19 protein-coding genes and 1 riboswitch are annotated in these 20,760 nt (G+C 70.0%); of the genes, 9 read left to right on the forward strand and 10 right to left on the reverse strand.

Going from position 1 to position 20,760, the window contains the following annotated elements; translation table 11 throughout:
* Positions 1-32: 32 nt before the first annotated feature.
* Positions 33-148: riboswitch (cobalamin riboswitch) on the reverse strand.
* A 97-nt stretch (positions 149-245) separates the two neighbouring features.
* Both AOM45_RS34865 and AOM45_RS34870 read left to right on the forward strand, forming a co-directional pair.
* A complete protein-coding gene (locus AOM45_RS34865) occupies positions 246-2,360 on the forward strand; it encodes a hypothetical protein (RefSeq protein WP_030472845.1) in 2,115 nt (704 codons plus the stop codon).
* A gap of 11 nt (positions 2,361-2,371) precedes the next feature.
* Positions 2,372-3,268, forward strand: coding sequence for a hypothetical protein (locus AOM45_RS34870; protein ID WP_030472844.1), 897 nt, complete (start codon positions 2,372-2,374; stop codon positions 3,266-3,268).
* On the opposite strand, the gene AOM45_RS34875 is transcribed toward AOM45_RS34870, so the two are convergent.
* Positions 3,248-4,210, reverse strand: coding sequence for a threonine aldolase family protein (locus tag AOM45_RS34875; RefSeq protein WP_081902715.1), 963 nt, complete (start codon positions 4,208-4,210; stop codon positions 3,248-3,250). The genes AOM45_RS34870 and AOM45_RS34875 overlap by 21 nt on opposite strands.
* Before the next feature lie 131 nt (positions 4,211-4,341).
* Positions 4,342-5,403: a cytochrome P450 family protein gene (locus AOM45_RS34880; protein ID WP_201780119.1), complete on the reverse strand. Its 1,062-nt coding sequence runs from the start codon at positions 5,401-5,403 to the stop codon at positions 4,342-4,344.
* Between the two features lie 37 nt (positions 5,404-5,440).
* Between AOM45_RS34880 and AOM45_RS34885 the strand changes: the two genes are divergently transcribed.
* Positions 5,441-6,640 carry an 8-amino-7-oxononanoate synthase gene (locus AOM45_RS34885; protein ID WP_236703931.1) on the forward strand — a complete coding sequence of 400 codons (1,200 nt, stop codon included), beginning with the start codon at positions 5,441-5,443 and terminating at the stop codon, positions 6,638-6,640.
* On the opposite strand, the gene AOM45_RS34890 is transcribed toward AOM45_RS34885, so the two are convergent.
* Both AOM45_RS34890 and AOM45_RS34895 read right to left on the reverse strand, forming a co-directional pair.
* Positions 6,594-7,052, reverse strand: a complete 459-nt coding sequence (locus tag AOM45_RS34890) for a GNAT family N-acetyltransferase (RefSeq protein WP_030472840.1) — start codon at positions 7,050-7,052, stop codon at positions 6,594-6,596. The genes AOM45_RS34885 and AOM45_RS34890 overlap by 47 nt on opposite strands.
* 12 nt (positions 7,053-7,064) lie before the next feature.
* A complete protein-coding gene (locus AOM45_RS34895) occupies positions 7,065-7,799 on the reverse strand; it encodes a serine protease (RefSeq protein WP_035913449.1) in 735 nt (244 codons plus the stop codon).
* A gap of 148 nt (positions 7,800-7,947) precedes the next feature.
* Between AOM45_RS34895 and AOM45_RS34900 the strand changes: the two genes are divergently transcribed.
* The gene (locus tag AOM45_RS34900; RefSeq protein ID WP_030472838.1) at positions 7,948-8,556 is read left to right on the forward strand and encodes a LysE family translocator; all 609 of its coding nucleotides are present in this window, start codon (positions 7,948-7,950) and stop codon (positions 8,554-8,556) included.
* Here AOM45_RS34900 and AOM45_RS34905 read toward each other — a convergent pair.
* Positions 8,553-9,857: a serine hydrolase domain-containing protein gene (locus tag AOM45_RS34905; protein WP_030472837.1), complete on the reverse strand. Its 1,305-nt coding sequence runs from the start codon at positions 9,855-9,857 to the stop codon at positions 8,553-8,555. The genes AOM45_RS34900 and AOM45_RS34905 overlap by 4 nt on opposite strands.
* Positions 9,858-9,910: 53 nt before the next feature.
* Here AOM45_RS34905 and AOM45_RS34910 point away from each other — a divergent pair, with 53 nt between their 5' ends.
* Entirely contained in the window at positions 9,911-10,531 is a 621-nt protein-coding gene (locus AOM45_RS34910; RefSeq protein ID WP_030472836.1) for a TetR/AcrR family transcriptional regulator, read from the forward strand.
* Positions 10,532-10,536: 5 nt separating this feature from the next.
* The gene (locus AOM45_RS34915; protein WP_030472835.1) at positions 10,537-12,735 is read left to right on the forward strand and encodes a tetratricopeptide repeat protein; all 2,199 of its coding nucleotides are present in this window, start codon (positions 10,537-10,539) and stop codon (positions 12,733-12,735) included.
* Here the strand turns inward: AOM45_RS34915 and AOM45_RS34920 are convergent.
* Together AOM45_RS34920 and AOM45_RS34925 are read right to left on the reverse strand one after the other, a co-directional pair.
* A complete protein-coding gene (locus AOM45_RS34920) occupies positions 12,687-13,466 on the reverse strand; it encodes a S1 family peptidase (protein ID WP_051784617.1) in 780 nt (259 codons plus the stop codon). The genes AOM45_RS34915 and AOM45_RS34920 overlap by 49 nt on opposite strands.
* A gap of 15 nt (positions 13,467-13,481) precedes the next feature.
* On the reverse strand, positions 13,482-14,504 hold the full coding sequence (locus AOM45_RS34925; RefSeq protein ID WP_030472833.1) for a M48 family metallopeptidase: 1,023 nt from the start codon (positions 14,502-14,504) through the stop codon (positions 13,482-13,484).
* Positions 14,505-14,574: 70 nt separating this feature from the next.
* On the opposite strand from AOM45_RS34925, the gene AOM45_RS34930 reads away from it, so the two are divergent.
* The 3 genes from AOM45_RS34930 to AOM45_RS34940 are packed head-to-tail and all read left to right on the forward strand — an operon-like array spanning position 14,575 to position 18,021.
* Positions 14,575-15,471: an alpha/beta hydrolase gene (locus tag AOM45_RS34930; protein ID WP_030472832.1), complete on the forward strand. Its 897-nt coding sequence runs from the start codon at positions 14,575-14,577 to the stop codon at positions 15,469-15,471.
* Between the two features lie 34 nt (positions 15,472-15,505).
* Positions 15,506-17,380 carry an ABC transporter ATP-binding protein gene (locus AOM45_RS34935; RefSeq protein WP_030472831.1) on the forward strand — a complete coding sequence of 625 codons (1,875 nt, stop codon included), beginning with the start codon at positions 15,506-15,508 and terminating at the stop codon, positions 17,378-17,380.
* On the forward strand, positions 17,377-18,021 hold the full coding sequence (locus AOM45_RS34940; RefSeq protein WP_030472830.1) for a CatB-related O-acetyltransferase: 645 nt from the start codon (positions 17,377-17,379) through the stop codon (positions 18,019-18,021). The genes AOM45_RS34935 and AOM45_RS34940 overlap by 4 nt, the downstream gene beginning before the upstream one ends.
* A 12-nt stretch (positions 18,022-18,033) precedes the next feature.
* Here AOM45_RS34940 and AOM45_RS34945 read toward each other — a convergent pair whose 3' ends face one another.
* From AOM45_RS34945 to AOM45_RS51270, 3 genes are read right to left on the reverse strand one after another with little or no spacing between them, the layout of a single operon-like run.
* Positions 18,034-19,227 carry an MFS transporter gene (locus AOM45_RS34945; RefSeq protein ID WP_030472829.1) on the reverse strand — a complete coding sequence of 398 codons (1,194 nt, stop codon included), beginning with the start codon at positions 19,225-19,227 and terminating at the stop codon, positions 18,034-18,036.
* Positions 19,224-20,585, reverse strand: coding sequence for a hypothetical protein (locus tag AOM45_RS34950; protein WP_156094365.1), 1,362 nt, complete (start codon positions 20,583-20,585; stop codon positions 19,224-19,226). Before AOM45_RS34950 ends, AOM45_RS34945 begins: the two co-directional genes overlap by 4 nt.
* Positions 20,576-20,752 carry a hypothetical protein gene (locus tag AOM45_RS51270; RefSeq protein WP_156094364.1) on the reverse strand — a complete coding sequence of 59 codons (177 nt, stop codon included), beginning with the start codon at positions 20,750-20,752 and terminating at the stop codon, positions 20,576-20,578. Before AOM45_RS51270 ends, AOM45_RS34950 begins: the two co-directional genes overlap by 10 nt.
* Between the last annotated feature and the right edge of the window lie 8 nt (positions 20,753-20,760).

The following is a 20,760-nucleotide window of genomic DNA, read 5'->3' on the forward strand; positions in this document are numbered from 1 at the left end:
GCAAGGTCCTTCCTCGGGTGTCCACGCCCGCGGTCGGTGGGGTAAGAGGGGGACGAGTTCCTGACTCCCGACACGCGGTCGGTCACAGTCGCGGGACGGCGCCGGATTCGCACCGGCTTCCTCGCGCTCCCCTCACAGCCCCGGCATCGTCGCATTTCGCACCCCCGGGACCAACAGCCAGGTGAGCGACATCGCCCGCGGAAGGTCCCTCGACGTGGTGATCGTCTCTCTCTAGGGTGAGCCAGATGGGGTGGGACGTCGATCTCGGCGGGTGGGAGTCGGTACCGCCGGAGGAACTGGCGATGAGGCCGGACCTGGTCAGCGGTCTGCCCGCGCGGGAAGCGGCGGCCAGGGCGCTGAAGTACGCGCGGTCGGCGGGGCAGGCGCCGTACGACGAGATCGGGTTCCGTTCGCTCGCGGCGACCCCGTTCGACAGCTACGGGCCGCTGCAGACGTTCGCCAGGGCACGGCTCGACGCCGAACGGGAGCTCCGCCGCCGCACTCCCGCCGATCTGGACCTGCTGCTCACGCAGACCCGCAAGCTGCGGCACAGGCCGATCGCGGCACCGGACGGGCGGATGCGGTTCACCGTCCAGGACGACCTGTTCAACCTGACCCTGGTGCCGGAGAACGGCGAGCCCGACGACGGGCTCGTGTGGTCGTTCCCGCTGAGCGCACCGCCGAAGATGTTCCTCGACGCGGCGGACGACAGGGACGAGCCGCAGCTGTTCACCCAGCACGCGCGAGTGGACGTGCCGGACTCGTACTGGCTGCCGCTGCCCGCCCTGATCGAAGCCGGTCGGTTCCAGCGGATGCAAAAGGTCACCGGCGATCTCGTGGCGAGCACCGCCCCCGGCAACTACTACTGCTTCGTCTCCCACCGCTGGCTCACGCCGACCGCGCCGGACCCGGACGGCCGGCAGGCGCGGCTCATCGCCTGGCAGCTCGTCGCGGCGCTGTGCGAGGCGGTGTACGTCGCGCACGAACGCGGTCTGCACACACCTCGCAAGGTCAGCAGGCTCACGCCGGTGCCGGTCGGGGCGTCCGGGTCGGACCTCGCCGAGGCGCTGATCGTCAACGTGCTGCGTCCCGCGCTGGACCCCGCCGGGCTGGACGCGCTGCACGCCGAGATCTGGCCGCTGCAACGGGAGACCGCCGACCGGGGCGTTCCGGCGAGCCACGCCGACGAGGACCTCAGCCGGTTGCGCGCGCTCGTCGCAGGGCATCCCGGGTTGCGGCGGCTCCTGGACCGCGTCCTGCTCTGGTACGACTACAGCTGCATGCCGCAGCCTCCGCGCACCCGAGCCGAACAGCTGGCGTTCGACGAGGGGCTGACCCATCTCGCGGTGCACCAGATCATCGGGCGCACGGCGATCCTGCTCGACGACGCCGACGACTACCTCACCCGCGCCTGGTGCACCCTCGAGGCGCTGACCGCCGACTCCGCGCAGAACTTCGACCTGCTGGTCGGTGCCGACCGCTCCACGGTCGTCGCCGGGCGCACCGAGCACCACCTGTACACCCTTCTCCAGGACCGGCCGCACGTCGTCTGGCGGGCCCTGCTCGACACCGAGTTCTTCGGCGTCCAGACACCCGACGAGTGCCTGCGCCGCCTGGAGCTCTCCGCGACGGTGCCCACCGACCTGCCCGCGGTGTACGCGGGGCTCTGCAGGCTCGGCATGCCCACCAAGATCCACATCGACGACACCGAGGTGCTCACCGGCGTCTTCCCGTTGCCGCTGGTCGACGGCGGACGCGCGGTCGTGCTGCCCGCGTCCACCGCGCGGCCTGCCGACAGACCGCCCGCCTGGAGCACCGCCACGCTGGACTGGACCGCGGTGACGCGTCTCGGCCAACGCCGCGGCCACCGCGTTCCTCCGTCGTACGTGGAGCTGGAACGGCGGTGGCTCGGCCGTGGCCGCGACTGCCACGTCGTGGTGATCGGCTCCTGCGAGGGCGAAGCGGCCCTGATCGCCGAGTGGGCGCTCGCGCGGCACGACGAACTGGCCTCGGCGGCGAACTGTGCGGTCGGCTCGCTGAGCTGGCTCGCCACCGACGTGGCACCGGTCGGGCACTTCGCCGACGGCACCCTGCGCACCACGACGATCGACGCGCCGATGTGGGTTCTGGTGGCGGCAGGCATGAGGTTCGAGCGGTGCGCGACCACGGCCGCGATCCTCAACGCGCTCGACGGCGCCGGGTTGCCGCACGTCACCGTCGCCGTCGACGCGCCGGAGAACAACGTCGAGCGGCACAACCCGTCGCAGCCGGGCCCCGACTTCAGCCGTCGAGGTGGCGTGACGACCGCGCAGTGGCCTGGAGGCCTGTTCCGCGCCCGGTTGTTCGACGAGATCGGCTGAGGGGAACGCACGTGACCGACCTCTGGCAACGACTGTTCGTCGCCTATCACACCGGCGACGAGCACACGTTCATCGAGCTGTGCCGGACGCACGCGCAGACCGTGGTGCGCGAGTTCAACGGCTGGGCGGTCGTCCCTGCCGAGATCCGCGCCGATCCGCAGAGCATCAACGCGTACGGCAGCGTCCTGATCGCCACCGCGCAGGTGCTGGAGGCACTGGGGCACCCGGAGCCGATGAACCGGCTCAACCCGCAGGGTGCGGCGAACCCGATCAACGCCTGGAACTACGCCTACCAGCGGGCGCAGCACCTGCACGACGCGGGTGAGCACGCGGCGAGCACCGACGAGCTCCGGTCACTGCTGGCAGACGTCGAGGGCTCGTCCGGACCGGGCGTCGACGAGCTCCGCGCCAAGATCTCCGGACTGCTCGGTGCCAACGCGCAACGGCTCGGCAACGTCGACGAGGCGCTCGAGCACACCCGTGACGCGTTGCGGCGCTGCCGGGAGCTGAACGACCTCGAAGGCGTGTGGATCTACACCGAGAACGCGGAAACCCTGTTCGTGGCCAAGGAGATCACCGACGGCACCGAGACGGGCCGCGAGCTGGCGCACACCCGTGACCGGCTCGCGTTCGCCCAGGACCTCAGCGACACCCGGCGGTACCCGGCCAGCAACGACGTCCTGCGGGAACTGCTCACCGCCGTGACGGGCACCGCGGGCACGCGCTACCTCGGCAAGATCCACGGCCTGCTCGGGCTCAACCACTTCAACCTGGGCGAGCTGGACGCGGCGTCGGAGAACACCCGGCTGGCGCTCGCGGAGTGCCGGGCGCGGCAGGACTACGCGGGTGAACGGATCTACGCCGCGAACCTCGCCGAGATCGAGCGCTCAGCCCAGCGCGGCGAGTAGCTCGGTCCAGGCCTCCCGCACCTCGTCCCCGGTCCACTCCAGCGCGGGCTCCGCCACCGTGATCTCCGTCTTCGCCAGCGTCCCGTCCCGCCAGAACGACCCGAGGAACTTCCCGCTCGCCTCGGTCAGCCGTGCCGGATCACCCGGCAGGTGCAACGAGAACTGGTGGGTGTGCGGCTCCGGAAGTCCCATCGCGGCCGCCACGACCTTGGCGTGCGCGACGTACTCACCCAGCCGGGGCAGCACCGTGTCGAGGCCGTGGAGTGCGGACAACGCGGCCGGCCACTGCTGGAACAGCATGCCGCCGTACCGGTGCCGCCACACGCGTGCCTGGTCGACGAAGTCCTGGGTGCCGGCGAGCGCGGCGCCCGAGATGCCCTCCAGCGACTTGTAGAACGACACGTAGACCGAGTCGAACAGGCCCGCGATCTCGTTCAGCGGCTTGCCCAGGCCGTAGGTGCTCTCCCACAGGCGCGCGCCGTCGAGGTGCACGACCGCGTCGCGTTCGCGGGCCGCGTCGACGACGGTGACCAGCTCGTCCCAGGTCGGGAGGATGAAGCCCGCCTCGCGGTCCGGGACCTCCATCAGCAGCGTGCCGAACGGCTCCGGGCACGTGGCCACGTCGGCGTTGCGCACCTTGATCGGGCGCAGACCTGAGAGCACGGTCAGGGCGTCGTCTTCGTGGTGCAGCGGGTGCGCCAGCGGGTGCATCGCCACGATCGGGTTGTGCGTGCGGTCGGACCAGCAGCGCAGGGCGATCTGTTGCGCCATGGTGCCCGTCGGCACGAACAGCGCGGCCTCGGTGCCCAGCAGCTGTGCGACCCGCGTCTCCAGCGCGCCCACCGGCCCGCCTTCGCCGTAGCGGTCGGGGTCGACGTCCGGCACCGGGCCGAGCATCTCCAGCAGCGACTTCTTCCGGACTCCCGAGAGCTGTCGGTTCATCACCACCGCATCAAACCCCAGTCGCGAGCGTGTCGGCGAGCGAGATAACCCCGGCCCTGATCTCGCCGGCCGTCATGCCCTGGTCGAGCAGGAACGCGATGCGCTCGCCGCGGCGTGGAGGCACGCACAGCTCATCGCGCGACCGTGACCGACTTCGGCGCGCGGAACGACAGCAGGTTCAGCCACTCCGGGTCGTCTCCGGTCAGGTGCAACGACGGCTCGTGCTCGGCGACGGTCCGCAACGTCACCGCGGCCTCCAGCCGAGCCAGGCCCGCACCGAGGCAGAAGTGGCGCCCGTAGCCGAACGCCAGATGCCGCGGGTCGGTTTCCTTACCGCTCAACAACAACACGAGCTCCGCACCGGCAGGAACGCGCACACTGGACAACACGACCTCACGAGCGGTCAGCCGCCGCCACGTCACGACAGGCGTATCGGTCCGTAGGACGTCTTCCACGAACGACTCAGCCACGCCGGGTTCGGCCAGACGCGCCCACAACGCGCGGTCCTGCAACGCACGGCGCAACGCCGTGGACAACAACTGAGTCGTCGTCTCCTGACCCGCGATCAGCAGGAAGTAGCAGAGACCGGCGGAGTCCTCGGCGGACACGCCGGCGTCGGCCAGCGCGCAGAACAGCTCACCGTCCCGCGCGTGGTAGCGCTTGATCAGCCACTGGTGGAAGTCGCCGACGTCGTCGACCAGCTCCAGCTGCCGTTCGCGGGTGATGTCACCCCAGAAGAACTCCAGCGAACCGGTGCTCCACCGCTTCAACGTGGGGATGTCGACGTTCTCCAGGCCGAGCAGCTCCATCAGCACGATCGCCGGAAGGTCCCACGCGAGCGAACGCACGAGATCCGCGCCACCCAGCCGTTCCAAAACCAGCGACCGGATGCGAGGCTCCGCAGCGGCGACGCGGACCGGCGTGAAGAACGACGCCACCAGCCGACGCAGGGCGGCGTGCGAGTCGGAGCCGTTGTTCGCGAGCGTCGGCGGCAACGAGAAGCGGGCCCTCACCAGGGCGCGCAACGCGGCGGGCGCCACCGGAGTCACGGCGGTCAGGGCGTTGTCGGGCAGGAAGGTGACCGGATCGGCCAGCACGGCGCGCACGTCGTCGTAGGCCGAGACCACCCAGCGGCCGTCGACGAACTGCACCGGCGAGGTGAGTTCGGCACGCGTGAAGGTGAACAGGTCCACGAGCGGCACGCTAGTCGGCGGATGGGAGACTCAGGCGGTGACCGTGAGCACAACCGAGACGATCTCCAGCGGTGGTGAGTCGACGTTCGACTGGATCGACGTCCGCTCGCAAGCGCGCGCCAAGGCCGGTCTGACCCGTCGCGTGCGGCCGCGCACGGCGGGCTCGACGGACCTCGACCTCGCGAGCAACGACTACCTCGGGCTCGCGAGGGACAAGCGCGTCGCCGGTGCCGCTGCCGCTGCCACCCTCAAGTGGGGTGCGGGCTCCACCGGGTCGCGCCTGGTCACGGGTTCGACGGAGCTGCACAACGAGCTGGAGTACGAGCTCGCGAACTTCTGCGGCGCGCAGTCCGCGCTGGTGTTCAGCAGCGGCTACATGGCGAACCTCGGCGCGGTCACGGCGCTGACGGGTCCCGGCACGGCGATCGTGGCCGACCAGCACATCCACGCGTCGTTGATCGACGGCACGCGTCTGTCCAAGGCGGACGTCGTCGTCGCGGACCACTGCGACGTCGGCAAGGTCCGGCACGCGCTGGAGACCCGCGGCAAGCGGCGCGCGATCGTGGTCACGGACTCGGTCTTCAGCGTCGACGGTGACATCGCACCACTCAACGAGCTGCATGAGGCCTGTCGCGCGACGGGTGCCGCGTTGGTGGTGGACGACGCGCACGGTCTCGGTGTCGTCGGACCCGGCGGTCGCGGTGCCGTGGCCGAGGCGGGCATCATCAAGGCGCCGGACGTGATCACCACGCTGACGCTGAGCAAGTCGCTCGGCGCGCAGGGCGGCGCGGTGCTCGGCCCGAGCCGCGTGATCAAGCACCTGATCGACACCTCCCGTACGTTCATCTTCGACACGGGCCTCGCGCCGAACAGTGCCGCGGCGGCCCTCGCCGCGATCAAGATCCTGCGCGAGGAACCGGACCGCCCCGAGCGCGCGCTGATGGTGGCGCACGACCTGAGCAACCGCCTGAAGGAGGCCGGTTTCCAGGTCAGCACGCCCACCGCGGCCGTGGTCAGCGTGCGGGCGCCCGGCCCGGAGCAGGCGTTCCGGTGGGCTGAGGCCTGCCGCACGAACGGCGTGGTCGTCGGGTGCTTCCGCCCGCCGTCGGTGCCGGACCAGATCAGCAGGCTGCGGCTCACCGCGCGCGCCGACCTGACCGAGGCCGACATCGAGCGCGCGGTGCGCGTGATCAGTGAGTGCGCCGCATCCGCAGGTGTGGAATCCCGTCCTCGATGAACTCGTCCCCTTCCGGAACGAAGCCGAACGACGCGTAGAAGTCGACGACGTACGTCTGCGCGTCGAGCACGCACGGCGTGTTGCCCACATCGACCAGTGCGGCGTGCATCAGGCGACGGCTGAAGCCTCGCCCTCGGGCCATGCGCGCGGTGGCGACGCGTCCGATGCGGAAGGTGCCGTCGGGTTCTTCCAGCAGCCTGAGGTACGCGACCGGGTCGTGTGATCCGTCCGCTTCCAGCCAGAAGTGCCGTGTTCCCTGTTCGAGGTCACGGCCGTCCACGTCGCAGTAGATCGAGTTCTGCTCGACGACGAAGACGTCCTGACGCAGCCGCAGGATCGCGTACAGCTGGGCGGGACTCAGGTCGAGTCCCCACTGCCTGCGCAGGGTGGCGGGAAACGGTGTGGTTCGCACCAACCGTGGATATCAGAAGCCCAGCGTCGATCGGTAGTGAGCGAGCCGGGTGTAGACACCAGGTTCATCGGCACGGGCACAGCCGCGGCCGAACGACACCACGCCCGCGAGCCTGCCCCGCACGACGAGCGGCCCGCCCGAGTCGCCGGCGCACGCGTCACGGCCACCGCGCCCGGCGCACAGCATCGCGCCCGGCCGGTAGTCCGGTTCCTTCGCCACGCACTCCGCGTCCGGCAGGATCGGCACCGTCACCTTGCGCAACGTCATGGCGGGCGGGGAGCTCTCCGCGGTGCGGCCCCAGCCGAGCACGACACCGTCCTCGCCGACCTCACCGAGCGCAATCGTCCGATACGGCAGCGAACGGGCCAGCGTCAGCACCGCCACGTCGTCGCCCTTCGTGACGTCCTTGTACTCGGGGTGCCGCCACACGGTCGCAACCGCCGCCTCGATCCCCTCGCCCGTGGCCCGCAGGTCCGTGCGCCCGGCGACCACTCGCAACTGCTCGGCGGGACGCTGGTTGCGGCCGACCACGCCCTTGATCGTCGCGCAGTGCGCGGCCGTCACGACCTTGTCCGGGGCGACGAGCGCGCCACCGCAGATCAGCTGACCGTCCGTGGTGGTGATCGCCACAACCCACGGGGTGTCGGCCACCCGCGCGGGTGTCCCTCCAACGATCGCATCGGCCGTCGACGCACCGCTGACCAGCGCGATCACCGCCACGATCACGGCAAGCCGCTTACCCCTCACGGACCACTCCTCGTTGCGCCAGGTGGACGATCGGTCACCAACGGTAGCGACAGCGCTAGGACGGCGTCAAAACCGGAGATTCTCGTGTTAGTGTCCCGTTGGGCCGAAGATTTTGCGGCCAGTGGTGTAGCTCACGGGGGTATGTACGGTGTTGTTCGACTTCGGCCAGGTTCCGGCCTTTCTCATCGCGTGCGCGGTCGTCATCGTGACCCCCGGTGTTGACGCGTTCCTGTTGCTGCGCACGTCGTTGCGTTCCGGCACCCGCGCCGGCCTGCTGGCGCTGGCGGGCATCCACTCGGCCGCCGCGGTCCAGGTGGCGCTCGTGATCTCGGGCCTCGGCGTGGTGCTCGCGCAGTACCCGATGGTGCTCGCCGCGTTGCGCTGGATCGGCGCCGCCTACCTGCTCTACCTGGCGGTTTCCATCGCGCGCGGCCTCATGAAGCGCTCGGGCGGCGAGCCGGAGGAGGTCATGAGCGACCGGCCGTTCCGGCAGGGCTTCCTGACCAACATCACGAACCCGAAGATGATCCTGTTCTCGCTCGCGTTCCTGCCACAGTTCATCGGATCGGGTGAACCGGCGCCGCAGCTCGCGATGCTGGCAGTGCTGTTCCTCGGACTCGCCGCCGTGTGGGAGCTGATGATCGTGCTGGCGGCGTCGCGGGTGGCCGGCCGGCTCAAGCGACCCGGTGTGACGACCGCGCTGGACGCGGTGTGCGCGGCGGTCTTCCTCACGATGTCCGTGGGACTCGTGGTCTAGGAGACCTTGGGAGCGGCGCGCATTCCGATGTAGCAGCACCCGTTTTCGAACACGACCGGCATGAAGTCGTCCTGGAACGACGATCCGGCACCGGTGGCCGCGAAGACGTTGGGCGCCACGGGAACCAGCTCCATGTCCATGGACGGGTAGATCGCCATGTCGTCGACGAACTCGTACCGCGCCTTGCGGCCGTCGATCATGATGACCACGCCTTCGCGCTTGTAGACACCGTTGTAGGGCGTCATGTCCACGTCCAGGGGCTCGGCGGGCGGCGCGAACGGCGGCGGCATCTCGACGCCGAACTCGCCCAGCAGCGAGCGCAGGATCGCCGACGACAGCGGTCGCGCGCCGCCGCCGTTGGTCAGCAGCGCGATGGCGATGCCCTTCTCCGGGATCACGCGGAGGTAGGTGTACTGGCCGGTGGCGGCGCCGTCGTGGCCGATGCCGGGCGTGCCGGTGAAGTCGTAGAGCGTCCAGCCCAGGCCCCAGCCGTCCGCGCTCACGGTCCACTTGTCCGGCACGTCGACCTGGCGTTCCTGCATCAGGGCAACGGTTTCCGGCTTCAGCACGGCGTTGTCGAGGTGTGCCTTCGCGAGTCGCACGACGTCGCCGGCGCTCGCGCAGACGGCGGCGGCAGGCCCGGCGGCGCGCGGCATCATGTCCCACACCGGGGTCGGCTGACCGCCGAAGTGCCCGGTCGCGGCGCGGAACCGCAGCACCTCCTCCGGCAAAGTCATGGTGTGCGTCAGGCCGAGGGGCGTGAGCACGCGGTCGGCGAGCGCCTGGTTCCAGGTCGTGCCGGTGAGCACCTCGACGATCCGGCCGAGCACGACGTACCCCGCGCCGCTGTAGGAGACGGTCGCTCCGGGCGCCACGTCCTGGCCGAGCTTCACGCACGCCTCGACGTACTTCTCGATGCAGTCGTCGCCGCGGCCGGTGTCGGGCTGGAAGTCGCCGCTCAGGCCGCTGGTGTGGCTGAGCAGCTGCCGCACGGTGATCTTGCTCGTCGCGTCCGGGTCGGCGACCCGGAAGTCGGGCAGCACGTCGACGACCCGTGCGTCGAGGTCGAGCAGCCCGTCGTCGACCAGCGACATCACCAGCGTCGCCGTGTAGATCTTCGCGACCGAGCCGAGCTGGAAGACCGAGTCGGTGGTCGCCTCGACGCCCGTGCCGGTGTTCAGGACGCCGCTGGCGAACTCGTGGATCTCGCCGTCGACCAGCACGGCGAGGGTGGCGCCGGGAACGTCGTGCTCCGCGCGGAGGGTGTCGAGCAGGTTCTGTGCGTACATCGTTCGCGTCATGCGAACACTGTACGCAGATCGCGCCGCTGTACGCAAGTGCGTACATTGATCGCATGGTTTCTTCGGTGTGGACGCGGGAACGGCCGCGTGCGGGGCTCAGCCTGGAGCGGATCGTGGCCGGAGCCGTGGAGCTGCTGGATGCAGACGGTTTGGAGGCCCTTTCCATGCGCACGCTCGCCGCGCGCATCGACACCAGGGCCACCTCGCTCTACCGGCACGTCGCGAACAAGGACGAGCTGATCGAGCTCGTCGTCGACGAGGTGTACGGCGAGATGGAGGTTCCCCACGAAGGTCCCTGGCAGGCGTCGGTGGCGGAGGCCGCGCGAAGCTTGCGCGCCATGGTGTTGCGGCACCCGTGGGTGGCGTCGGTGCTCGGCCAGGTCGGTCTGGCCGAACTGGGCCCCAACCTGTCGGACCGGTCGGCACGGCTGCTGGCGTTGTTCACCGGCGGAGGATTTCCCGGCGAGGAAGCCGATCTGGCGATGAAGACCGTCCTCGGCTACGTGGTCGGGATGACCGTGAGCGAGGCGGCGTACGTGCAGCTGCTGGCGCGCAGTGGCCAGTCCGAGGACGAGCTGTCGCTGCACGGCGTAACGTCGAAAGCGTTGCGGGACAAGACGTTCGAGTACGGGCTGGCGCGCGTGCTCGCGGGACTGGGCGAAGGCAGGTCGTAACCACGGTGGCGGATCGGCTCCAGGCCCTGCGCGACGCGCTGGCCGCACGTCCCGGTGAGCCCGTGCCGTTCGACGTGCTGGCCGCGCAGGTGTGGCCGGACGAACCGCCCAAGCACCCGCGCGCGGCGTTGCGCACGTTGGTCAGCAGGCTGCGCGCCACCGAGCAGGTGATCACCGAACCGACCGGCTACCGGCTCGTGCCGCGGCCGCCCGCGCCGTGCCAGCTCCCGGCCGACCTGCCGGACTTCGTCGGCAGGAGGGAGGAGATCGCCAGGCTGGAGCTGATCGACGCGCCGGTGCGGGCGATCACCGGACTGCCCGGTGTCGGCAAGACCGTGCTCGCGATCAGGGAGGCGCACCGGCTGCGGCCCGAGTTCCCGGACGGACAGCTGTACGTGAACCTGCGCGGCTACTCGACCGGCCCGTCGATGACGGTCGAGCAGGCGCTGGCGCGGTTCGTGAAGGCGCTCGGCGGCGGCCCGAACGACGACTACCGCGCGCTCCTGGAGAACCGGCGGGTGCTCGTGGTGCTCGACAATGCGACGGCCGACGTGATCGCGCCCCTGCTGCCGGCCGCGCCAGGCTGTGCCGCGCTGGTCACGAGCCGCCAGGACCTGCCGCAGTTCGCGCAGGTCAGACTCGGTGTGCTGGCGGACGACGAGGCGGGCGAACTGCTCAAGGGCATGCGCGTCGACGGGGACACGAGCGAGCTCGTCGGGCTGTGCGCGCGGCTGCCGCTGGCGTTGCGGATCGCCGGGGCGAACCTCGCCGGGCGCCATCTCCCGGACTACGTGGAGGAACTGCGCGGACACCGGCTCGAAGCGTTGGAGATCGCAGACGACGACACGGCCGTGCAGGCGACGTTCGACCTCTCGTACCGGAAGCTGTCCCAACGCGCGCAACGGACGTTCGACTTCCTCGGCGCGGTACCGGGCCCAGACGTCCCACGCGGTCTCGCAGGAGACGCGATCGACGAACTGGTGGCCGCCAACCTCGTCCAACAGAACAACGACCGCTACCAACTGCACGACCTCCTACGGCTGTACGCCCACGCACGGACGACAGACGACGACAGGCGTGCGGTGTTCGACTGGTACCTCAAGCGCGCGGACGGCGCCGAGGCCGAGCTGAAGGTCGGCTTCACCCGCCTGTTGCCCGCCGGGCCGGACGCCGTGCCGTTCGCCGGCCGCGACGAGGCGATGGCGTGGTTCGAGGCGGAACGGCCGAACCTCGTGGCGCTCGCCGAGGACCACCCCGACGCCGCACTGGTCGCGGCCCTGCGGGGATACCTGCTGCTCACCGGCCAGTACACCGACCTGCGCACGATCGCACGCGCCGCGTTGGACAGCGGCGAGACGGGACAGCGGGCGGCGGCGGTGCGGGTCTGCCTCGCGTACCTCGACTGGCGCTTCGGCGAGCACCGGAGCGCGATCGAGCACAGCGAGCACGCGATCGCCGAGTACCGCGCCGCCGGCTCGCTGGCCCAGGAGGCCACCGCGCTGAACATCCTCGCCGGGATCTACCACGACATCGGCGAGCTCGGGCTCGCCGGCGAACACCTCGCCTCCGCGATCGAGATCTACGGCCCGAACGGCATGACTTCGCAGCTCATCGGCGGTCTCGGCAACCTCGGACTGGTCGAGCTGGAGCTCGGCAGGCTCACCTCCGCCGAGGACGCGCTGCGCCGGTCGGTCGGCCTGGCCAGGGAGATCGACGACTGGCAGCACCTCGCGAACGGCCTCAACAACCTCGGCGTGGTCCTCGCGGCCCAGCACCGGCACGCCGACGCCGAGGACGCGTTCGGCGAGGCCCTCCGGTTGTCGCAGCAGCACGGGCTGCGGCCGATCGAGATGTCCGCGCGGGTCGAGTACGCCGAGCTGCTGATCGCGGCCTGTCGTCCAGAAGAGGCCCGCGACCACGCAGAACGCGCGCTCGAACTGGCCGGCGACGACGACCTGTTCATCGAGGTCGACGCCTGCCTCGTGCTCGCGGAGGTGAACCGTTCGGTCGCCGAGTTCGACGAGGTGCTGCGCCGGGCGGTCGACGCCGAGTTCCGGATCATCGAGGTGCGCGCGTTGGCGGGCAAGGCCGCGTTGCTGCAGGACAGGGCGTTGTACGAGCAGGCGATCGAACGGGCGGAGAGCGCGGGGCTGCGCTACCGGGCTGACGTGATCCGGTCCGGCGCCGCGTCCACGATCGGGTGAAGGTCCTTCGCGTACCGGGAGAGCCGGACGTACACGCCGGGCTTGTCCTTGCGCGCGCAGCCCTCGCCCCACGACGTGACGCCGACGAGCTTGCCCTCCGCGACGATCGGGCCGCCCGAGTCGCCCTGACAGGTGTCGATCTTGCCGTCCTGGTAGCCCGCGCAGAACATGTCCGTCTTCACGAACTGCGGGTAGGTCTCGGCGCAGAAGGCGTCCGGCAGCACCGGCACGGTGGCCTGCATGAGGTAGCGCGACGTCTTGCCGTTCTCGCTGGTGCGGCCCCAGCCGAGCGCGCGCAGCCTCGTGCCGGGCTGGTAGAGCACCCGGTCGGACAGTTCCGCGATGGGCAACGGCGTGTACGGCAGCGCTTTCTTGAGCGTCAGGACCGCGACGTCCTCGCCCTCGTCCGCGGCGATGTACAGCTTGTGGATCCAGATGTCCGCGGGCACCACCGACACGCCGGTGTCGCGGTCCAGCTTGTCCTCGCGACCTGCGACGACCCGCAGATCGGCGGGCGAGCGGCCCACCGCGCAGTGCGCCGCGGTGAGCACCTTCGTCGGCGCGACGATCGTGCCGCCGCAGAACTGGGCACCGCGGTCGTCGGTGAGGAAGACCGCCCACGGGTTGGCCTCGATGGAGGCCCGCTCGCCGCCAACGACCTGCTCGCTGGCGGCAGCGGTGCCCGTGGAAACCATCAACGCCGAGAGGACCAGCACCAGGAGTCGTCGCATGACTCCAGATGGTAGCTACTCGGATGCGCCGTTCGGAGCAACCTTGCTCCAAACCCTGCCCGCAGCGCCCATCACGCTCTCGCCGATGTCGTTGATCGTCTTGATCAACGGGTCGGCTGAGGTGCTCATGGACTCCTTGTACGACCGGGCGGCGGACTTCACGTCGTCGGTGAGGTTGCTCGTCGGCCTGTCGTCCTCGCGGCGCGGGTACGTGCCGGTCAGGATCTCGCGGTACTCCTCGGTCGCCGACCAGCGCTGCAACTCCGCCGCCCGCACCACGACCAGCGGGTGCGACCGGTGCTCGGTGTGCAGGAGTTTGAGGAGGCTGTCGCGGATGTCCTCGACCTCCTCGTACTCCTTCGCCTGGGCGAGGAACGACGCGATGTCGACCTGGCCGCCGAGGTCGCCCGCGAGCGCGAGGTGCGTGCGCAGCGCGGCCTGCGGGTCCTGGCAGGCGAGCAGGCCCGCCCGGTCGCAGGACAGCTCGGTCTTGCGCTGCCACTCGCGCAGCGCCGCGATGACCGCCCGCATGGCGATCGCACCCGCGGGCACCCACGCGAACGACGTCGTGAGGTCGATGAGCCGGCGCAGCAGCGTGTTGTAGAGCGCGTGGCCCGACATCACGTGGCCCATCTCGTGACCGATCACGAAGCGCAGCGACTCGTTGTCGAGCAGGTCGACCGAGCCGGTGCTGATCACGATGAACGGCTTGTCGATGCCGTAGGTGTAGGCGTAGGCGCCCGCGCTGCGCTCGACGTAGAGGTCCGGGACCTCGTCGAGGTCGAACGTCGCCGCCACCTCGTTGCGGATGCGGTCGAGCTGCGGGTACTGCTTCGGGCCGACCCGCACGGAGGACGCCACCTGGAGCAGGCGCTCACCACGCTCGGAGAAGGCTCCGGCGACCGCCTTGAGGATCGGTGCCACCGCGGGCACCGCCCTCAGCACCGCGAGGGCGCCTCGGTCGGCAGGATGCTCGTAGGCGCGCGGGCTGATGCCTGGGAAGCGCACGCGCGATGACTGCTCAATATCCCCCGTCACGTCATCCAGGTTAGACACGATCCGGACAAGGGTGCACGGAATCGGCGCAGGACCGTTGCAAACTTGCGCGGTGAGCAGCGACGAAGACACCACCGTTCTGCCGTTGCGGGGCGGCGCATCAGCGACCCTCGTCCGCCGGCGGGCCGCCGCCAACGACCGCGGCGCGATCCTCTACGTGCACGGCTTCGCGGACTACTTCTTCCAGGAGCACGTGGCCGAGCACTACACCGCCCAGGGCTACGACTTCTACGCGGTCGACCTGCGCGGCTACGGCCGGTCGTTGCGCGACGGCGAGGTGCCGAACTACACGACCGACATGGCGGTGTACTTCGAGGAGATCGACGCCGCGATCGCCGTCGTACGCGAAGAGCACTCGCGTGTGGTGCTCATGGGGCACTCGACGGGTGGTCTCACCACCTCGTTGTGGGCGCACGAACGCCGCTCCAGCGACCTGATCGACGCCCTGGTGCTCAACAGCCCGTGGCTCGACGTCGTCGAACCGCCGTTCATGCGGCAGGTCGTGAAACTGATCGGGCGGGTCGCGCCGAAGGCGAAGATCCGCGCGAACCTCGGTGAGGCGTACGGGTCGGCGATCCACAGCTCGCGCAACGGCGAGTGGGACTTCGACCTGAAGTGGAAACCGCTCGCGGGCTTCCCCGTGCTGGCGGGGTGGATCCGCGCGATCCTCATCGCGCAGGAGAAGGTCCACAACGGCCTCGACGTGCGCGTGCCCGTGCTGGTGCTGCACTCCGACAAGAGCATGCTCAACGCGCGCGAGTGGAGCGAGGACGTCTCCAAGGCCGACGCCGTGCTGGACGTCGAGGGCATGCGGAAGTGGGGGCCGAAGCTCGGGACCTCGGTGAAGGTCGTGGAGATCAAGGCGGGCATGCACGACCTGTTCCTGTCGGCTGAGCCGGTGCGCGCGGCGGCCCTCGCGGAGGTCGACGAGTTCCTCAAAACGGCTTGACCTCGTCATAGGTCGAAGTTCGAGACTGGTCGTCATGAACATCGACTTCAACGCCTGGTACGCGCTCGAAAGCGCGATGCAGGACGAAAAGAGCCGTCGCGTCAGCCGGGCGACGTTGAAGCGTGTCGCCCGGTTCGCCCGCCCGCAGCGGCGGGCCGTGTACGGCCTGCTGGCCATCAGCTCGTTCGCCGCCGTGCTCGCGGTGGCCTCGCCGGTGCTCGCCGGTCGCGTCGTCGACACCATCATCGGCGGCCAGAACTTCGGGCTGGTCGTGTGGCTCGCGCTGGCGATCGCCGGTGTCGCGGTGCTGGAGGCCGGTTTCTCGCTGGCCGAGCGCTGGCAGTCGTCACGGGTCGGCGAGGACCTGATCCTGCGGCTGCGGCAGGCCGTCTTCGACCACGTGCAGCGGATGCCGATCGCGTTCTTCACCCGCACGCGCACCGGCGCGCTGGTGTCGCGGCTGAACAACGACGTGATCGCGGCGCAGCGGGCGTTCTCCGAAACAATCTCCGGCGTCGTCACGAACATCATCGCCCTGATCCTGACGCTGGCCGTGATGCTGACGCTGTCGTGGCAGGTCACGGTGCTCGCGATGGTGTTGTTGCCGATCTTCCTGATCCCGGCCCGCCGCATGGGCAAGCGTTTGGCGTCCATGCACCGCGAGGCGGCGAACCTCGACTCGGCGATGACGACCCAGATGACCGAGCGGTTCTCGGCGCCGGGTGCCACGTTGATCAAGCTCTTCGGCCGGCCGTCGCTGGAGAGCCTGGAGTTCGGGACGCGGGCGCGGCGGGTGCGGGACATCGGCGTGCGGACCGCGGTGGCGCAGTGGCTGTTCCTGGTGGCCCTGACGCTGGTGTCCTCGCTGGCGTTGGCGCTGGTCTACGGCCTGGGCGGGTACTTCGTGTTCGCCGGGCAGATGGCGCCGGGCACAATCGTGACGCTGGCGCTGCTGCTGACGCGCCTGTACGCGCCGTTGACCGCGTTGGCCGGCGCACGGGTGGACGTGATGACCGCGCTCGTGTCGTTCGAACGGGTCTTCGAGGTGCTTGACCTGCCGCCGCTGATCAAGGAGAAGGACTCCCCGGTGGCCGTTCCCGACGGGCCGGTGTCCGTCGAGTTCTCCGACGTCCGCTTCGCCTACCCGTCGGCGGACAAGGTGTCGCTCGCGTCGCTGGAGGAGGTCGCGTCGCTCGACACGCGCGGCGGCGAGGAGATCCTCGGCGGGGTGTCCTTCGTGGCGGAACCCGGTTCGCTGATCGCGCTGGTCGGCGCGTCGGGCGCGGGCAAGTCGACGATCGCCTCGCTGGTGCCCCGGTTGTACGACGCGGACTCCGGCACCGTGCGACTGTCCGGTGTGGACGTTCGCGACCTGTCGTTCGACTCGATCCGCGAGACCGTGGGCATGGTGACGCAGGACGGGCACCTGTTCCACGAGTCGATCGGCGCGAACCTGCGGCTCACGGCACCTGACGCGTCCGACGAGGAACTGTGGGACGCGCTGGAGCGCGCACGGCTGGCGGACCTGGTGTCGTCGTTGCCGGACCAGTTGGACACCGTGGTGGGCGAACGCGGATACCGCCTGTCTGGCGGTGAGCGCCAACGGCTGACGATCGCACGGTTGTTGTTGGCCAAGCCACGCGTCGTGATCCTGGACGAGGCCACCGCACACCTGGACTCGCGATCCGAGGCGGCGGTGCAGGAGGCACTGGTCGAGGCGCTGGCGGGCCGGACGTCACTGGTGATCGCGCACCGGCTGTCGACGATCAGGGCGGCGGACCAGATCCTCGTCGTCGACCGCGGTCAGGTCGTCGAACGTGGTACGCATGAGTCGTTGCTGGCTCTGGAAGGCCACTACGCCAAGTTGTACCGGACGCAGTTCAGCGAGGAACCGATCGGAGCGCCGTGACCATCCCGTCGCCGGACAACCTCTACCCGTTGCCGGACATCGCGCGCACGGTGCAACTCAAGCCGTTGGTGAAGAACCCGCAGATCGAAATCGGCGAGTACACCTACTACGACGACCCGCACCACGCTTTGCAGTTCGAGCAACGCAACGTGCTCTACAACTTCGGCGCGGAGAAGCTGGTCATCGGCCGTTACTGCGCTCTGGCCGAGGGAGTGCGGTTCATCATGTCCGGCGCCAACCACAACATGGCGGGCGTGTCGACGTTCCCGTTCACGATCTTCGGCGGCGTGTGGGGAGAGAAGACCCTGGACATCGCACTGGGAGCACCGTCTCGCGGAGACACGGTGGTGGGCAACGACGTCTGGATCGGGTACCAGTCGTTGATCATGCCCGGCGTGCGGATCGGCAACGGCGCGATCATCGCCGCCGGATCCGTCGTGGTGTCGGATGTTCCCGCTTACGGCATCGTGGGCGGGAACCCGGCCAAGGTGCTGCGCAAGCGCTACCGCGACGACGAGATCGAGCTGCTGGAACGGATCGCGTGGTGGGACTGGCCGGTGGAGAAGGTCACCGAGCACGTCCGCGTGATCATGTCGGGGACGCCGGCCGAGCTGGCCGAGGCCGCGGGGATCGAGCGCTGAAGGCGCTGCTCGTCACGGGCCGGCCGGCCGCGGAACGCTGCCGGCCTCGACGGGCGCACGGCTGCCGCGCCACGCGACCACCAGCGCGATCCACACGATCGCCGCTCCCGCGAACGCCAGCGCGCCCGCACCGAGGGTCTCCAGCACCACACCACCCGCGAGCCCGCCTCCCGCGACGCCGAGCTGGACGGCGGAGGCGTTCAGCGTCAGCAGCATGGTGCCGTTGTCGGGAAAGGTGTCGAGCAGCCGGTTCATCTGGGTCGGCGTGAAGGTCCAGCCGAACAGTCCCCAGACGACCAAGCACGCGAAGAGGAACGGGATGCTGCGAGCGAACGGCATCACGAGCAGGGCCACGCCGATGACGAACGTGCTGACGCGCAACATCCGGCGCCATCCGAAGCGGTCGACGAGGAACCCGCCCGCGAGCGTGCCGGTGGTCGTGCCGACGCCGAAGACCATGAGCGCGGTCGCGACGGTCCGGCTGTCGGCCCCGATGTTGTGGCCGACCACGACGGAGATGTAGGCGTAGACGACGAACTCGGCGGTGACGACCGCGAGGGTCAGCGCCAGGATCGACAGCAGCCGCCGATCACCGAGGAACTTCAGCCTCTCCCGCATGCTCATCGTGCTCGCGGGCTGGTCGTCCAACCTGCTGAACCACTGCGCGACCGCGACGGCGACGGCACAGACCGCGACGACCACCAGCACCGGGCGCCATCCCAGGTAGGAGGCCGCCACGACGCCCAGCGGCGCACCGGCGAGTGTCGCGGCGGTGTAGCCGGACGCGACGATCGACAACGCCCTGCCGCGCCGTTCGGGACCGAGGCCGGCCGCACGGGCACCGGCGTTCGGGAGGTAGGCGCACGCGCCCAACGACGCGAGGAGACGGCCGGCCGTCAGCCCGATGAGCGACCCTGCCGAAGCCGCCCCGAGGTTGCCGAGCGCGAACACGACCAGACCGATCGCGCACATCGTCCGCTGCGACCGGCTGCCCGCCAGCATCGCGACGGTCGGCGCGCCGAAGACGTAGGTGAGGGGGTAGATCGCGAGCGTCGCCCCGATGGCGCCGGGCTCCACCTGGAGATCTCTGCCGAGCGTCGGAAGCACACCGGTCAGAATCGTGCCCTCGACCGCCACCACGAACGCGCCGAAGACCAACGGGGTGAGGCTCCACCACGTCGCCGTGCGGCTGTTCTCCTTCGTCATGCCTTCGCTCTCTCGTTGGTGTAACCGGGATCGAACGCCTCGTAGCCGGTGATGGTGTCCCGGTGGGCCTGCCAGGCCCGGTCGACCGGACAGTCGGTGCCCGCTTCCAGCAACTCCACCATCAGACCGATCTCGGCGCGCACGATCTCCGCGCCACTCGGGCCCCGCAACCGGGTCCGGACGGCCTCTTCCAGTCGTGCCACCACGGTTTCGGCCGCGCGCCGCACTTCGAGGGCTTCGCCGTCGGCAAGAGCGACGACGGCGGCACCGCCGGCACCGGTCAGCATCAGACCGCCCCGCGTGCTGCCGTGCGGTTCGGGCACGAGGAACGCGCACACGTCGACACAACGTGGCACGTCCCGTTCGACCACGACGGTCGCACGGGCGATCGACGTGTGCATCGCACCGGTTTCCGGGTGCCGCCGAAGCCGCGGAGGCACGTAGGGCTGGGCCAGCGCCAGCAGTTCGGTGGCTTGTCCCCACAGCAGGCCGAGCACGGTCAGTTCGGCGGTGCGGTCGAGGCCGGCGCGCGCGGAGACCAGACCGAGGTCGGGCGCGATCTCCGGCAGCCGCTCGGTCGGGGTCAGGACCACGCCGAAACTGCGCCTGCCGACCGCGGGCTTCACAACCGTCAACCGCCGGGGTCCCGCGGCCTGCTCGGCCAGCAGAGGACTTCCCGGCAGCCACAGGCCGGCGGGACGAGTCGGCGGAACGCCCACGTCGGCGAGGAGGTGGTTCGCGAGCAGTTTGTTGGTCGTGGGCAACGAGTAGGGCAGCGGGTTGCACACCGGCACGTCGAGCGGCAGCGGCAGGACGCGCTGGTCCCACGCATAGGGCCACACGATTCCCTCGGGTCGCCAGTCGCGGAGATCGCAGGTCTTTCCCCGGTCCAGGACCACGAACCGGTCTTCCCTCCAGTCCACGGTGACGGCTCGGTAGTCGATGCCGAGCCGTCGTGCGGTGGCCGCCGGAAGCTGCTCACGTCCACGCGCGGCTGGATCACCGACCGGCACGTACGCGTCGGCGGCCTCGTACCACCCGCAGCGCGAGCCGGCCAACCGCAGCCTGGCCGCGCAGAAGCGGTCCTGCAGCGGTGCCGGGGTCGTTTGCGACACCGTGGTGATGACACCGCCACCGGCTTCCGCGAGCGGGGTCAGCACCGCCTCCTGAACGCGGTCGTCGCCGTGGAGCAACCGCTGCGGCTCCACCCCCGACCGCGCACCGTTGACGTCCACGACGAGCGGATCGCCCTCGTCGGGAACGACGATGTCGAGCGCGTACACCCGCGGTGCCGGGTGTGTCTGGGCGTCGGCCGCAGTCCAGACACACCCGGAGCCGGATTCGTCGGTCACTCGCATGCGACCCGCAGCTTCGAGCGAGGAGCGACAGCGATCTCCTGGACCGTGAGCTCGTGCTCGACGCTCTCGGCGAGCAGCGCGTCGAGGCGATCCTCGACGCTGCGAACGCGATCCTCGACCTGAACCTTGCCGAGGCCGTCACCGAAACCGTAATGGGTTCCCACCATGTGTATTC

The sequence above is a fragment of the Lentzea aerocolonigenes genome (genome assembly GCF_000974445.1).
Classification (GTDB): Bacteria; Actinomycetota; Actinomycetes; order Mycobacteriales; family Pseudonocardiaceae; genus Lentzea; species Lentzea aerocolonigenes.